The organism is Chondromyces crocatus, from assembly GCF_001189295.1.
GTDB classification, from domain to species: Bacteria; Myxococcota_A; Polyangia; order Polyangiales; family Polyangiaceae; genus Chondromyces; species Chondromyces crocatus.
Genome location: NZ_CP012159.1, coordinates 6,851,556 through 6,866,226 on the forward strand (window position 1 = coordinate 6,851,556; position 14,671 = coordinate 6,866,226).

General features: G+C 70.4%; 12 protein-coding genes. 7 read left to right on the plus strand and 5 right to left on the minus strand.

The genetic code is table 11. The features are described 5' to 3' along the window. Positions 1-39: 39 nt before the first annotated feature. Complete coding sequence (locus CMC5_RS24980) at positions 40-981, plus strand: 1-acyl-sn-glycerol-3-phosphate acyltransferase (protein WP_050432778.1); 942 nt, start codon at positions 40-42, stop codon at positions 979-981. Here CMC5_RS24980 and CMC5_RS24985 read toward each other — a convergent pair. Further along, on the minus strand, positions 947-2,239 hold the full coding sequence (locus tag CMC5_RS24985; protein WP_156338856.1) for a DUF2341 domain-containing protein: 1,293 nt from the start codon (positions 2,237-2,239) through the stop codon (positions 947-949). The genes CMC5_RS24980 and CMC5_RS24985 overlap by 35 nt on opposite strands. A 95-nt stretch (positions 2,240-2,334) precedes the next feature. On the opposite strand from CMC5_RS24985, the gene CMC5_RS43015 reads away from it, so the two are divergent. The 3 genes from CMC5_RS43015 to CMC5_RS46625 are packed head-to-tail and all read left to right on the plus strand — an operon-like array spanning position 2,335 to position 6,319. Next, a complete protein-coding gene (locus tag CMC5_RS43015) occupies positions 2,335-3,975 on the plus strand; it encodes a serine/threonine-protein kinase (RefSeq protein ID WP_050432780.1) in 1,641 nt (546 codons plus the stop codon). Beyond that, positions 3,972-5,132: a hypothetical protein gene (locus tag CMC5_RS24995; RefSeq protein ID WP_050432781.1), complete on the plus strand. Its 1,161-nt coding sequence runs from the start codon at positions 3,972-3,974 to the stop codon at positions 5,130-5,132. Before CMC5_RS43015 ends, CMC5_RS24995 begins: the two co-directional genes overlap by 4 nt. Further along, on the plus strand, positions 5,126-6,319 hold the full coding sequence (locus tag CMC5_RS46625) for an NHL repeat-containing protein (RefSeq protein WP_050432782.1): 1,194 nt from the start codon (positions 5,126-5,128) through the stop codon (positions 6,317-6,319). Before CMC5_RS24995 ends, CMC5_RS46625 begins: the two co-directional genes overlap by 7 nt. Positions 6,320-6,469: 150 nt before the next feature. On the opposite strand, the gene CMC5_RS25005 is transcribed toward CMC5_RS46625, so the two are convergent. The 4 genes from CMC5_RS25005 to CMC5_RS25025 form a co-directional block, all read right to left on the minus strand. Continuing rightward, on the minus strand, positions 6,470-7,282 hold the full coding sequence (locus CMC5_RS25005; protein WP_218920057.1) for a hypothetical protein: 813 nt from the start codon (positions 7,280-7,282) through the stop codon (positions 6,470-6,472). 15 nt (positions 7,283-7,297) lie between these two features. Beyond that, positions 7,298-8,056 (minus strand): DUF2914 domain-containing protein, encoded by a 759-nt coding sequence (locus CMC5_RS25010; RefSeq protein ID WP_050432784.1) that lies wholly within the window; start codon positions 8,054-8,056, stop codon positions 7,298-7,300. An 857-nt stretch (positions 8,057-8,913) separates the two neighbouring features. Continuing rightward, the gene (locus CMC5_RS25020; protein ID WP_050432786.1) at positions 8,914-10,296 is read right to left on the minus strand and encodes an OmpP1/FadL family transporter; all 1,383 of its coding nucleotides are present in this window, start codon (positions 10,294-10,296) and stop codon (positions 8,914-8,916) included. Then, positions 10,296-11,621: an OmpP1/FadL family transporter gene (locus CMC5_RS25025; RefSeq protein ID WP_156338857.1), complete on the minus strand. Its 1,326-nt coding sequence runs from the start codon at positions 11,619-11,621 to the stop codon at positions 10,296-10,298. Before CMC5_RS25025 ends, CMC5_RS25020 begins: the two co-directional genes overlap by 1 nt. Positions 11,622-11,690: 69 nt before the next feature. Between CMC5_RS25025 and rlmN the strand changes: the two genes are divergently transcribed. From rlmN to tatC, 3 genes are read left to right on the plus strand one after another with little or no spacing between them, the layout of a single operon-like run. Further along, positions 11,691-12,854: a 23S rRNA (adenine(2503)-C(2))-methyltransferase RlmN gene (gene rlmN, locus CMC5_RS25030; protein WP_050432788.1), complete on the plus strand. Its 1,164-nt coding sequence runs from the start codon at positions 11,691-11,693 to the stop codon at positions 12,852-12,854. Positions 12,855-12,863: 9 nt separating this feature from the next. Next, a complete protein-coding gene (gene tatB, locus CMC5_RS25035; RefSeq protein ID WP_050432789.1) occupies positions 12,864-13,460 on the plus strand; it encodes a Sec-independent protein translocase protein TatB in 597 nt (198 codons plus the stop codon). Positions 13,461-13,474: 14 nt separating this feature from the next. Next, positions 13,475-14,461: a twin-arginine translocase subunit TatC gene (gene tatC, locus CMC5_RS25040; RefSeq protein ID WP_245677737.1), complete on the plus strand. Its 987-nt coding sequence runs from the start codon at positions 13,475-13,477 to the stop codon at positions 14,459-14,461. Positions 14,462-14,671: the final 210 nt, after the last annotated feature.

Below are 14,671 nucleotides of genomic sequence, written 5' to 3' on the forward strand. Positions count from 1 at the left end.
GCTTCCCTCCGGCCCGGCCGCAAGGTACGGCAGGCGTCGGTGCTGACGATCCCGAGAGAGCCCCGCCCGAGCCTCGGCGCGGTCCGCGATGCGCTCGCCGCGCTCTTGGAGAAGCGGCACGAGCCGGCTCGGCCCGACGATCTCGACGCGCGGGATCCGGCGTTCGTTTCGCGTGTGCTGCCGCTGCTGGGGCTGCTCTACGACGATTACTTCCGGTGCGAGACCGAGCTGGAGGAGGACATTCCGGAAGGTCCGTTCCTCGCGGTGGCGAACCACAACGCGATGACGGGGACGCCCGACATGTTCTGCCACATGGTGGCGTACTGGCGGCGCTACGGGACGACGCGGCCGGCGTACGGGTTGATGCACGATGTGCCGTTCCACTTCCCGTACGCGGGGGCGTGGCTGAACGCGGGCGGGGCCATCGCGGCGAGCCCCGACAACGCGCGGCGAGCGCTGGACCGGGGGGCGGCGGTGCTGGTGTTCCCGGGGGGCGACATGGACGCGTGCAAGCCGACGCGGGCGCAGTACACGATCCGGTTCGGGGGGCGGCGGGGGTTCGTGCGGGCCGCCATCCGCGCGCAGGTGCCGATCGTGCCGGTGGTGAGCGTGGGGGCGCACCAGTCGCTGTACATCGCGACGGATGGGCGGGACATCGCGGAGCGGCTGCGCTTGCCAGAGCTGCTGCGCTCGAACGTGGCGCCCATCGGGTTCGCGCTCCCGTGGGGGCTCATCCTGGGGGTGCCGCTGCCGCACCTGCCGCCGCCGGTGAAGGTGCACACGCGGATCCTGCGGCAGATCGAGCTGGATCTACCGCCGGAGGCGGCGGACGCGCCAGGGATCGTCGAGGAGGTGTTCCAGCGGGTGGTGGGGGTGATGCAGGCGGCGCTCGATGATCTGCGGCGCCAAGGGCGGCACGGGCTGTTCCCGCGCCGGGAGATGGGGATCAGGGCGCTGGGCGCTGCTCCACGGGGCCGCTGAGGGTGGCCATCTGGGCGCGCATGGAGCGGTACTGCGCCAGGATCCAGCCGGCGCTGCGCGCTGCGTTCGCGATACGGATCTCGTCGAGCTGACCGTTGAAGCGATCCACGGGGCCGAACGCTGCACCGATCCAGCCGGTCTGGGCTTCGGCATTCAGGCCCTGATTGATTCCAGTCCGCTCATTTCTGAGCACACCATCGACGTACAGACGCATGAACCCGGCATTCCGGTCGATCACCAGGGTGGCGTAATGCCACTGGTTGTCGCGCACCATGCCGGGGCTGACGCCGGTGGAATGGAGTTCGTAGGGTGTTTTCTGCCCAGGGCCACAGCCATTCGCCGCCGCGGTGAAGGTACCGGTGACGCCAGCAGGAGCGTCTCTCAACTCCAGCGCCCAGCCACGACACGCATTCTCTTGATTGATGAGGGTGATCACGCCGGTCGCGTTGGTTTGAAACCAGGCCTCGATGGTCCGGGTTGCACCTTGAAAAGCGCTGATCCCGTTGATGTTCTCCAGGATGAGGTGCTGGTTGGTGCCGTTGAACGACATCGCGCGCGCCATGGGACCATTCGTGGTGGTCGGCCCGCCGTTCTCGAGCGCATTGTAGACGCCCCGGCTGTCACGCAATTCATTGTCCTCTTTGAAGTGGTAGACGCCCAGGAACCCCGCCCAGACCTCGGGAGGAGCCTGCACGTTGGCGGCGCTGTCGTTGCCGTAATACAGCCAGATGCGGCTTTGCCCCGGCTCGATGCGGGGCACCCGAACCCAGAGCACCGCCGACTCGTCGCTGTCGAGGTCGTCGTCCCACTGCTCGATCTCGTACGGAAGGGCAGCTTGCTGGCCCTCCACGACGAAGCGCAGATCGCGCCCGTCCTCACGCACCTGCCCGAGCGAGCTGATCGCCTGCGCGCTGATGCGCACCATCAGCGGGAACTCCTCCAGCACCTCGTTGCCCGTGTGGTTGATCTCGATGCGCACCCGCCGTGCGTAGGCGTTGTCCCACCACGGCACCACCGGCCCACCACCGGCGCCCCCCGTCCCACCCTCGCCTCCCACGCCACCTGCGCCACCCGCACCACCAGGCGCATCCTCGCCGCCCGTTCCAGGCTCTCCTGCGCCGCTGCCAGCACCGGATCCACCGCCCCCTGAAGCGCTCGTACTCGTTCCGCCGCTCGCTGACGGTCCTTCGCCTTCCACCGACAGCACGCAAGCAACCAGGAGGGGTAGAGGAAGCAAAAGCCAGGTGCGCGTTTTCACGATCCCGATCTTAACGCAGCTCCGTGCTCTCGGGGTCCAGCAGGTCGGCGTGCTCTGGAAAACCTCACCTGTTCAGGTAGTCTCCGGGCATCACCGTGCCCCTTCCGCTCACCCCGCTGGCCCAACCCGGAGATCTCGTTGCCGGGAAGTACCGCATCGAGCGCATGGTCGCCGTGGGCGGGATGGGCGTGGTCATGGCCGCCCGTCACGAGGATCTCGGGCAGCCGGTGGCCATCAAGCTCCTGCGTCAGGAGTCGCTCTCGAACGCCGAGGCGGTGGCGCGGTTCCTGCGCGAAGCGCGCACGGCAGCGAGGCTGTCCGGGGAGCACATCTGCCGGGTCTTCGACGTGGGAACGACCGGCGAGGGCATCCCGTTCATGGTCATGGAGTACCTGAACGGGCAGGACTTGCAGCAGGTGCTGGAGCGAGAAGGTCCGCTGCCGGTGCGCGATGCAGTCACGTACGTGCTGCAGACGCTGGAGGCGGTGGCCGAGGCGCACGCGGCGGGGGTCATCCACCGGGATCTCAAGCCGTCGAACCTGTTCCTGTCGACGCGAAGCGATGGGTCGCGGAGCATCAAGGTGCTCGATTTCGGCATCTCGCGCGGCCAGGGGCTCGACGCGCCGACGGACGGGCAGCCGCTGACCCACACGCGACAGGTGATGGGATCGCCTGGGTACATGTCGCCAGAGCAGATGACGCGGCCGCGCACGGTCGATGGTCGGAGCGACATCTGGTCGATTGGCGTGGTGCTGTACGCGCTGCTGACCGGGGAGCAGCCGTTCCTCGGAGAGACGGTGGCGGCGGTGATGGCGAGCATCCTCCACGAGCCGGTGCCCAAGGTGCGGGCGAAGCGGAGCGAGGTCCCCGCGGGGCTGGAGCGGGTGATCGAGCGGTGTCTCAACCGGGATCTGAGCGCGCGGTTCACGAGCGTGGCGCAGGTGGCGCGCGCGCTGGCATCCTTCGGGCCGGAGCACGCGAAGCTGTCGGTGGAGCGGGTGGAGAGCGTGCTGGCTGCGGCGAGTCCAGCAGGGCTGACGCTGCTGCGCATGGCCGAGACGAAGACGGATGACTCGGAGGCGTTGCCGAGCGCGGCGTGGTCGGGGGCCGTGCTGAGCGATCGCTCGCGGAAGCGGGTGCTGGTCGTGCTGGGGGCAGCGGGTGCGCTGGCGGCTGCGCTGGCAGTCGGGGTGTGGCTGGGGGGGCGGCAGCCGCGCGGGACCGAGGCGGCGTTCGGGAATGAGGTGGCCACGGACAAGGCGGCGTCGGGCCAGGGTGAGGAGGCCGAGGCGAGGCCCGCCCATGCTGGCGGGGTTCGAGGAGACAGCGCGCCAGGGATGGAGAGTGCCACGGACGACGCGCCGCCTCGCGCTGGCGTGCCCACGGTCCCCGAGCCCGAGCGCGAGGTGGCGGACGGCGCCGAGCCGACGACGCAGCGCGGGAGCGCCGCGGGCGGGGCGACAGACGACAGCGTCCAGGGCTCGCCCACGAAGGAGCCGCTCGCTGGAGAAAAAGGCCCGGGAGAGGGGGTCGTGGTGGGCGTGGGATCGGCGGCGCCAGGCACGACGACGGCGGCGCCTGCGCTCGGTCCGAGCACGTCGAGCACGCCGAGCGCGCCGCAATTGACGGCGCCGGGGACGACGGCGGTGAAGCCCCCCGGGGCAGGTTCCACGTCGACGAAGCGGCCGGTCACCGCGCCGAAGAACGAGGCGGAGTTCTTGATGGAGCGCAAGTGACCCTCCCGCGATGGCGCCACGCCGCCGTGGCGCTGGTCGCGCTTTCGCTGCGGGCGTCTGTGGGGTTTGCGCAGGCGCCAGCGCCCTCGCCCCCTGCACCGGCAGGTCCGTCTCCAGGGGTGACGTCCCGGGCCCCTTCGCCAGCCGACAAGGCGCTCGCCGAGGCGCTGTTCCTCGATGGTCGCAAGCTGATGGATGCTGGCGATCCGAAGGCGGCGTGTCCGAAGTTCGAGGAGAGCCACCGGCTCGACCCGTCCGGAGGGACGCTGCTCAACCTCGCCGTGTGCCACCACAAGGAGGGGAAGACGGCGAGCGCCTGGGTGGAGTTCAAGGAAGCGGCGTCGATGTCCGAGGACGCCGGCAAGCCCGACAGGGCGGCCTTCGCACGACAGCGCGCGACGGAGCTGGAGGCAGAGCTGTCCCACCTGGTGCTCACGCTGATCGCTCCTACGAGCGGGCTGAAGATCCACCTGGACGGGGCGGCGCTGAGCGCGGCGGCCACGATCGGGACGGGCATCCCGGTCGATCCCGGAGAGCACCAGCTCGAGGCGAGGGCGACCGGCAAGAAGACCTGGTCCGAGCGGGTGCTCATCGAGCCAGGACCGAGCACACGCGCGGTGACCATCCCCGCGCTCGAGGACGAACCGGTGGCCTCGCGCCCCTCGGGTGCGCAACGCGCCACGCCACGACCCCCCACCGAGGCGCGCGGAGGCCAAGGGCGCGCTGGAGGCGTGGGCGCTGAGGGAGATGGGAAGCTCGGCGTCCCGGACCCGGGGAACGGGGGGAGACCGGGAGGCACTGACGTGGGCTTGATGCGGACGCTGGGCTTCGTCGCCGGGGGCGTCGGTCTGGTCGGGGTGAGCGTGGGCTCGGTCTTCGGCTTGATGACGTTCAGTCACGCCGCCGAGGCCGGCAAGGGATGCATGGCAGGCGATGTGGTCTGCGGCGAGACGCGGCAGCAGGCCTACGCGCGAGGGCGCACGACGGGGCTGATCTCGACCGTGGGCTTCGGGGCGGGCGTGCTGGGGGTGGGCGCGGGGGTGGCGTTGCTGGTGGTGTCCAGCCGCTCCGCGTCGGCCAACAAGAGCGGGGGGCTGTGGGTGACGCCCGAGATCGGCGCCGGGGGAGCTCACATGACGCTGGGGGGCCGGTGGTGAAGTGGCGGCTGGAGCTCGCGCTGGTGCTCGCCACGCCCGTGATGAGCGCGTGGGGGTGCGCCTTGCTCGCGGGGCTGGAGGAGCCGCCGGTGGTGCATGCGACGACCGGCGTGGGCGCAGGTGGTGGCGGGGCCGCCGGAGAAGGCGGCACGGGAGGCGGCACGGGGGGCCACACGGACGACGGGGGCGCTGGAGGGACGGCGGGGGAAGGCGGCATGGGAGGCTCGGGCGGTGCGCCGTGCGTGCCCGTGACGTTCAGCGTCGTGGAGGCGATCCCGGACACGGACACGCGGCGGCCCATCGCGATCACGGGCGATGCGACGGCGCTGTACTGGGTCGACGAGGGCGAAGGGAGTGACGAGCCGGCGATCCGCAAGCTGGACCGTGCAACCGGCCTGGCCAGCACGCTGGCCGTGACGACGCCGAAGCGCCCCGCGGCCACCATCGTGCTCGACGATCTGTACGTCTACTGGGCCGACAGCGAGCAAGAACCGCCGTGCAGCGGGAACCCGCCTCCGGCGCGGGACCGTGTGATGCGGGTGCTCAAGACGGGCGGGGGCGGGCCGCTCCCCGTCTGGGTGAACTGTGGTCGCGCGGAACAGCTCGCGCTCCTGGGGTCGAAGCTGCACTGGACGCGGCCGTCATCCCATCAGGTGCGGCGCAGCAACAAGGACGGGACGGGAGTCATCGAGTTCCTCCACGACGATCCCTCCGATCTCGATGAGCCCTTCAGCATGGCGCTGGACGACACGCACATCTACTGGAGCGACGTGTTCACCGGGAAGATCATGATCCGCGCGCATGACGTGAACACGTTGACCGAGTTCGCGGACGCGCCGGTGAATGCCAGCATTCTCAAGGAGAGCTGGGTCGCGCTCGACGACACCGCCGTCTTCTGGTCGAGCAGCGAAGGGATTTACCGGAAAAGCAAGGGGCCGCAGGCGAGCACGCCCACCCGGATCGCACCAGCCAACGTGGCGGCTACGGTTCGAGGGCTCGCACTCCACGAGGACACCGTGTACTTCACGGAATCCATCAACGGCGCCGTCTGGCAAGTCTGCAAGGGGGGTGGCCAGCCGCAGTCCATCGTCGCTGGCCAGAGCCAGCCCCGTGGGATCTTCGCGGATGGGACTGGCGTCTACTGGGTCAACCGCGGCAACGGCACGTTGATGCGTGCGCTGAGGTAGGGTGGTCCCCTCAACGCCCCCGTCGAGCAGCGCCCATCCCCCTGATCCCCGGCCCATTGCCGCGTGCTTCGACGCAGCCCACCCGCTCCCATCCCCCGATCTTCAGCGCGCGCAGCGCATCCAGCCGCCCGTCCGCGCGCCCCCTCCCCGTCAGTCCACCTGCAGGTGGTAGTGCGGCGGCTTCGTCTCTTCCAGCGCCGACACCCCGTCCACCTCGAGCACCGAATCCAGCAGCGCCCGCTTCTCGTTCGCGCTCATGTCCCGGTTCCGCACGTCGACGGCGCCGGCCCGGAGATGCGCCGAGATGTACACCCCGCTCTCCACCTGCCGCCGGATCACTTCGCCCATCGCTGCGACCACCGAGCCTTCCGACCTCGATGCCGCACGACCTTCCTCGTACGCCCGCTGGATCTCGCGAAGCGCGCCCTTGTTCCGGTACAGACCGGCCACGTCCGCGCCCAGCTTGAACAGATCGTACATCGCGTCGGCTTGCGACAGCGCGTCACGCACCCCGCTCGTGATCACCAGTTCCTTGCCGGTGCGGCGATGGTAGCTCTCGGCGATCCTCACCACCTTCTCCTTCACCGGCGCCGGCAACGAGACCCCGGGGAGTAAAGACAGGTGCGCTGAGCTTCCCTCCTCGGCCTGCGAACCCGCGAGCGGCACCACCGGTGAAAGCGAGGGGCTCGGCAAGAGCGCAGGCGCGAAAGGCGCCTCCGGGCCGGCGACGGGCGGCAGCAGGGGTGCCTGCTCGGAGCGGCCTCGCAGCGCGCTCAGGTTCGGCCCCATGGCCACGCCTCTCGCAGCCGCAGCTCCCTTCCCAGGGGCAGCCAGTGCCCCGTGGATGCCGGGTTCCAGCGTGCTGGAGCAGCCAGCCGCCAGGATCCCGGCCAGCGCCGCCAGCGAGAGCCGGAGCCGCCGCGAGGCGAGGCCCGACCTCACCACGTGCTCGTTCGTCCTCATCGACGCCATCTCACCTCACCTCGTCACCGTGAACGATGTCCGCCCCAGCACCGCGCCCGTCGCGTCGGTGATCACCACACCCCAGGTCCCCGGCGTGCGCACGCGGCGCGTGGACGCCCAGGTGCGCCACCGTCGCTCGGCTCCGACGTCGAGCTTGATCTTCGGCGAGCCGCTGCCACTCGGCGGTGTGAAGGTCACGAAGATCTCGCCGGCCGCGCGCGCGTCGTTCGTGAGCTCGACGAACACGTGGAGCTTCTCGGCGTCGCTCAGCGTGAACGAGCGCGCGACGCCCACCGGCTCGCGCCCTGCCACCGTGCGGGCCACCTGGAGGCGAGCCAGCTTGTACGGCACTGCAGCGACGTCGGCATGCTCGGCGCTGCCATCACCCGGTTCAGCGGCGTTCTCGGCCGCAGCGCGCTCTGCGGAGGCCGAGCGCCGGCGGCGCTGAGGCGTCCGGGCGACGGCGCGTCGCTTGCCCGACTCGCTGGCTTCGGCAGCCTCTCCCTCGCTCGCAGCGAGATCGTCGATCACCGGAGCGGCAGGGTCATCGTGGGTGTCGGGCCGGGCCTTGGGATCCGGCATCGGCTTCGCGGGCGCCTGTGTCGGCCCTTCACCGGGTCGGTTGTCTGCGCCGCGGTTGAGCGCCGCCGGCTCCTCCCGCGCGATGTCTTCTGACGCTTTTTCGAGGGCATTGCAGCCGAGCGCCGCTCCGCCGCAAGCGACGACGAACAGCGCCCGCGCCAGCGCGCCCCGTGTGTTCCGAAGGGGTTCCACAGGTGCGGTGGTGCCACGAAAGAGCGGGGCGAGTGAAATTAGTGGCGGCTTGTCAATGCCAGAGAAGCCGGATCATGGCTGGACCCGCTCAACCGACACGAAAGATCGCTCCTGGAGGAAACACAGGCAGCGTGCGCACGGGGGGTGCGCCGAAAGGGAGGGCAGCGGCTGGGGTGCTCAGCGCGGCAGAGGGCGCCGCGGTGTGGTGCGGCGGACGCTCTGAGCGCGCTCTTCCGTGGCAGAGGAGCTGAAGACCCCGGCTTTGGTGCCATCGTCGATGTTGAGGATCAGCAGACCCCCGTTGGCGCCCCTCGACGTCGTCGGCCGGCATGCACCTTGGCTCCCACGCGCCGGCCGCTCCGGGTTCTGAGCTGCGCTCTGTCTCATCGCCGATTCCCTTTCAGAAGCACCAGGGTTCGCGACCCTGCCTCGACCCCGCGGGCTCGGCTCCACCCACATCGGTTCATCGAACCGACACCAGGGTAAGCTCGGGGGTGGGCATGCTGCAGATTAGTCATGCGTCCGCAAAATTGTCACCGGCAAATCGCGGAGCATGATCACTTTGTTCCCTGGTCCTGTCGTGACGCTGGTTGGTTACCGCGCGGTGGGTCGCTCCAACCGCCGGGCGGGTGTTCTTACGCTGCTCACCCAGGGCCGCAAGCGTACCTTGCACCGAGGGTCGCGCAACCGTGACGGAAGCGGATGAGGCGGGCGGCAGCTGCGGGCCGCCCAGACAGGCCCGGATCATCAGGGGCGGTCCCGTGTGTCAGCCGGCCGGACGGGGTCCATCCAGCACCGCAGTCGGTTCGGCCAGAAGAAAATGACCGGGAGTGTGGAATGGATTGCAGTCCCACCGCTCAGAACGCCGCGGTGAGCGTGCCTCCGCCGCTCACCATGGTCCCGCGTGCCCGGTAATCGCCTACGAAATCGGCGGCGCTCGCCTTCTCGATGATGCGCTCGGGCAAGAGGGATAGCTGCGCGTGGAGATCGAGCTTCAGGGCACCTGGCAACACCTCGCCTGGGTGGTTCCACCAGACGCCGGCGCCGATCGAGAACGTGTGCCGATCGGTGTCCACGTAGTTGGTGACGCCGGTCTGCGGAGGGATGGGGGATCGCTCGTAGAGGTAGCCGACACGGAGGGGCACCTCCAGGGCGCGACGCGGTGTGGTCTCACCAGCGACGTCGCGAAGGGGTCCGGCCGCCGCCCAGAGGTACTCCACGCCGAGGCGCGGCACGATGCGGTCGACGAAATCGAGCGGGATGGGCACCGTCGGTCGGGGATCGTCCGGCAGATCGATGTCGAGGCCAGGGGGCGTCTCGGCGTCGAGGTGGGCGCGCGTTTTCGCCACGGGACTCTCGTAGGCCGACCAGTTCACCCAGGTCAGGTCGAGGTTGATCTTCAGCCGCTGGATGCGCTGGAAGCTCAGGCCCAGGACGAGCTGCTGCGGCAGGAAGCCGTCGATGGTGCGGGACTCCAGCTCGTACGCGAGCGGCACCTCGATGCCGGCGAAGTCGACGATCCCGTTCAGATTGGCGTCGATCGCCAGGGGAAGCTGCGCCTGACCGCGGTAGGTGAGGCCGATGAACCCCAGGTCCCCGGCCCGGGCGCGCACGCCGAGCTGGGGATAGCGGATGGTGGTGAGGTCGGCGTCGACCTCGTGGGTCAGCTTCGACTCGTAGGGCGAGAGCACGTTGGCGCGTCCCTTCACCTTGAAGCCGCCGCGCGTGGACGCGAGGAACGCGAGCCCACCGCCCACCTCGAGCCAGGGGAGCGGTCGGATGGCCAGGTTCGCGGCGAGGAACAGGATCGAGAGGCGATCGTCGTACAGCTCCCAGCGCGGCGTCTCCTGCCGGAGCGCCTTGATCCTGGAGAGGCCATCGTCGGGCAGGAACGTGGACAGGCCGAACGCGAAGGGGATCCCCGCCAGCGTTCCGGGAGCGACCAGGCCTCCGGAGAGGCCATGCACGTCGCGCGTGCCGCTGGGCTGATCGTTCATGCGCAGGTCGTTCGACGAGTACGCATAGCCGAGGGAAATCGACAGCCCGGGCGCCCCCACGAGGCCCGCCGGGTTGTAGTAGCCCGCGGAGAAATCGACGGCGTCGGCCGCGACGGCGCCGCCCATGGCCGCCCCCCGCGAGCCGAAGCCGTACGTGCCTGGCGCATGCGCAGAAGCACGGCTCGGCGCGAGCAGCATCGCGCTCGTGCCGGCGAGCAACGCGAGGAGCCCAGCGCGCCGCATCAGAACGCCACCCCCGCGGTCAGCCCGCCGGCGATGATCACGCCGCTGGTCTCGACGGACGGCGCGCCCGGGTTCGAGGCGGGCACGTCGGCCACCTTGTCGTGCGAGCGCGGGAGGAGCAGGTGCGCTTGCCCGAACAGATCGAGGTCGACGGGGCCGGCAGAGAGGCCGTACCCGAGGGTGAGCGCCAGGCGGTGGCTGTCGAAGAGGTTCGCCTCACCCGTCTGCGCAGGCGCTGGCGAGGGCTCGAAGAACGCGCCGCCTCGCAGCTTCGTGGTGACGCTGCGGCTCAGCGCGTGGCTGTGCTCCACCCCGGCGCGCACCACCACCGTGTCACTGTACCCAGGATCGAGGGGGACGAGCGGATCGCAGGGCTTCGAGAACGGCTCACCGCTGTCCGGATCGGTCTCGGGGCAGCGGACGGTGGCTTCGTTGGGCCCGGGGTAGCCCGACCAGCGTTTGTAGGTGGCGCCGAGGGCCAGCCGGAAGGGGCCGACGGTGCGCGCCGCCTCCAGGGCGAGCTGGAGCGGGTCGTACTGGGCGATCCCCGAGATGTTCAACGGGGGCACGGTGATCGCGCCGAGATCGCGGACGGTGATCACCACGTTGAAGCGCCCCACGAGCTCGCCCCGGAACGTCGCGCCGAAGCGCCAGGGTCCGCGCTCGTAGCTGGCGCCGATCACGGGCGCGTAGCTCGCCACGAGCGAGTTCTCGACGACCGTGCCCACCCGGCCGGAGGCGTCCGTTGCCACCAGCACCGAGCCGCTGAGCGCCGCCAGTGCGGCGAAGCCGCCGCCGATCCGGATCCCGTGACCGATGTCCACGCCCAGACCAACTTGCACCGCCACGGACTGCACCCGATCGGCCATCAAGAACTGCGGTCGCTCGGGATCGAGGATCCGGCCGCGCACCACGATGTCGAAGGGGGTGAAGAAGCCCAGACCCAGCGTGACGCGATCCTTCAGGAAGCCACCGAACGGGATGGGCAGGGTCGCGCCGATGACGCCACCGCGCAGCGGTCCGTACGGGAGCCGACCCAGGGCCGCGTTGGCCCCGCCGGATGCAGGCTCGGCCCGCAGGTCGAAGATCGCGCTCGTCATGCCCACCGTGAGCCGACGCTCGTGGGTCGCGGAGAGCAGCGCAGGGTTGCCGTAGACGGCCTCGTAGCCCTCGGCGACGGCCGCGCCAGTCGCGCCCATCGCCTGGGTGCGGGCACCATAGCCGAGCACATCCTGAGGCGAGGCGAGCGCTGCGGCGGGAGCGGTCAGGATCAGCGCTGCCATCGCGGCAGCAGCCAGGCCCCCTTCCCTCCCCTCGCCCCTCATCCAGCCGCGACCCTAGACCGGACGGCGCTGCCGCGCTAGTAGTGCGGCGAATCCGAGCCGAACTTGGCCATGGCCGAAGCGCCCCTCCCCCCGCCGACGGCCTTGCAAGGCCTCACCCCCGACGAACTCGCCGACGCCTGCGGGATCGAGATCGCCGACGCGCGCCGCATCGTCTCCCTCGCCCACCGTCGGGGTGAGCTGCCCGAGCGCGCCCCCGCCACGATCCGCCGCGCCGCCCTCGATGCGGTCCGCGCCCGCTGCCACCTGCCCACCCTGGAGGTCGTGGAGCGAACGCCGAGCGCGGTGGACCCGTTCGTGAAGTACGCCTTCCGCCTGCACGACGGCGCGGTCATCGAGACGGTCCGCATCCCGCTGGAGAAGACCGGCCGCTTCGCCGTGTGCGTCAGTTCCCAGGCGGGCTGCGCCCTCGCCTGTGCGTTCTGCGCCACGGGCCGCATGGGGCTCACCCGCAACCTCGAGACCTGGGAGATCGTCGAGCAGATCCGCATCGTGCGGCGCGATCTGGAGGCGGAGCACCCGGGCGCCCGGGTTCACGGTGTCGTTTTCCAGGGCATGGGCGAACCGCTCGCCAACGCGGACCGCGTCTTCCGCGCCATCCGCGTGCTCTGCGAGCCGAGCGCTCAGGCCATCGACCGCCGGAACATCACCGTCTGCACCGCCGGCCTCCCGGCGGGCATCCGAAGGCTCGCCCAGGAGGCCCCCGGCGCACGGCTCGGCGTCTCCCTGGGCTCGGTCCGGCCGGGTGCGCGCCGCGCGCTCATGCCCATCGACAATGTCCACCCCCTCGGCGAGGTCCTCGCCGCAGCGGGCGAGCACGCGCGCGCGACGGGCTACGCCCCCATGTGGGCCTATACCTTGCTCGCTGGCCAGAACGACGCCGACGAGGACGCCGCCCACCTCGCCGCGCTGGTGAAAGATTTCGCTCAGGCTCACGGCATCACGCCGCGCCTCAGCCTCATCCCCTTCAACTCCATCGGCGACGACGCCCTGCGCCGCTCGGACCGCCTGGAGGCCTTCCGCACCGTGCTCTTCGGTGCCGGAGTCGGGTCGATCGTCCGCTACTCCGGCGGTGGCGACGTCGGCGCGGCGTGCGGCCAGCTCGCCCGCAGCGGCGCCCCCAGACGAGGGGCCCGCGCGCCTGGGCCCCCTGGAGCGCCCGTTGCTGCCGGGGGGGCGAGGGTCTCGATGGATCCCAGCGTCCCGTCGCGCTAACTTGCGCCCGTGTTCGGCTTCAGTTTCGGCGAGATCCTGGTGCTCGTCATCGTGGGCATCGTCGTCGTGGGTCCGCGCAAGCTCCCCCAGATGATGCGCACCCTCGGCCAGTGGGTCTCCAAGATCCGCCGGATGAGCACCGATCTCCGCGCGCAGAGCGGCATCGACGACCTCATCCGACAGGAAGGCCTGGAGCGCGAGCTGCGCGAGCTGCGCTCCTTGTCGCGGGTGAACGTCATCGAGACGCTGGTCAACCCGGTGAGCGGTGCGGCGACGGCCGGGGCCGTGGCGAGCGCGGCCCCCCGGCTGCCCACCCCGGCTGCCCCCCCGATCCACGACGCCACCACGTACGAAGACGACGACGACGAAGACGACGGCATCAAGCCGATCCGCGAGCGGGAGTACCCCGCCCTCGGCTGCGATGCCTACGGCGCCTTCCCGGACGACGCCGAGCCGTACACCGGCGCGTTCGGTGAGGCATCACCGCCTGCCCCTGCAGCGCCGCCTCTCCAGGCCGACGCGGGCACCGCGGCGACGACGGACGAGAATGCCGCTGCGGCGCCCACCCCCAGCACCACCGCCGCACCGGACAGGGCAACGACGTGAGCGAGGATCGCAGCGTGCCGACCACGACCAAGCCTTCCGGCGCCACGAGCCCCCCGAAGATCGTCCCCGCCCAGGGGACCCAGCCCGCCACACCGCCGCTCGGCGGCGCGCCCAAGGTCGCCGCGCTGCCCGCCGTGGCGCAGCGCCCTGCCCCGAAGGCTCCCGAGGAGAACGAAGAGGACGACGCCGACGGCGACAAGCCCATGAGCTTCTGGGAGCACATGGACGAGCTGCGATCGCGCCTCGTCCGGAGCCTCATCGCGTTCTTCGTCGCCACGCTGGTGACGTGGAACTACCACCAGGAGCTGATGCACCTGCTCTCCACGCCCTTCAAGGTCGCGTGGGCCGAGCAAGGGCTCCCTGGTGAGGGCACGCTGCACTTCGGCGCGCCTGCCGTCCCCTTCGCCGTCTACTTCAAGCTCTCGATGATCGGCGGCGCGCTCGTCGTCTCGCCCTACCTCTTCTACCAGCTCTGGTCGTTCATCGCCCCGGGCCTGTATGCACGCGAGAAGAAGTTCGTCATCCCCTTCGTCGCCTCGTCCACGATCCTCTTCGTCGGCGGCGCCGTCTTCGCCTACTACACGGCCGTCCCCCTCTCCCTCAGCTTCTTTCTCGGCCTCTCCGGTCAGCTCGGCGAAGGTGGCATCACCATCACCCCCACCGTGATGATGGGTGATTACGTCGAGTACATCGGCCTGATCCTCCTCGGGTTCGGCCTCGTCTTCGAGCTGCCGCTCCTGCTGCTCTTCCTCTCCATCGCTGGCGTGGTGAACTACCTGCACCTCCTCCGCTTCGGCCGGTGGTTCGTGCTCGTGGCCTTCATCGTCGCCGCGATCCTGACGCCGCCCGAAGTCATCAGCCAGCTCGTGATGGCCGGACCGATGTGCGTCCTCTATCTCCTGTCGATCGGCCTCGTGTACCTCTTCGGCAAGCCGCCGACCGAGGAACAGAAAGCCGAGTACCGAGCCGCACGCGAGCGGGACAAGGCCAAGGCGACCTAGCCCCGCGCCCCCTGAACCAGGGGCCCATCGGCCCCAGCGGGTGGAGCTTCTCGGTCACGTCAGCCTCTTGGCGCCAGCCCCTCGGCACCGTTCGCATCGCGGCTCCACGCCGTGGCGCACGATGGACGCGGCGCACACCCACCTCAGCGCTCCTCGATGAGCGTCACCAGCCCGAACTCGAACGACACGCCTTCACACGGCAACCGCGCA

Coding starts and splice junctions, on each gene's coding strand:
- CMC5_RS25005 (WP_218920057.1), bottom strand. CDS start 7,282: ATGAGGACGAACGAGCACGTGGTGAGGTCGGGCCTCGCCTCGCGGCGG.
- CMC5_RS25020 (WP_050432786.1), bottom strand. CDS start 10,296: ATGCGGCGCGCTGGGCTCCTCGCGTTGCTCGCCGGCACGAGCGCGATG.
- CMC5_RS25025 (WP_156338857.1), bottom strand. CDS start 11,621: ATGAGGGGCGAGGGGAGGGAAGGGGGCCTGGCTGCTGCCGCGATGGCA.
- rlmN (WP_050432788.1), top strand. CDS start 11,691: ATGGCCGAAGCGCCCCTCCCCCCGCCGACGGCCTTGCAAGGCCTCACC.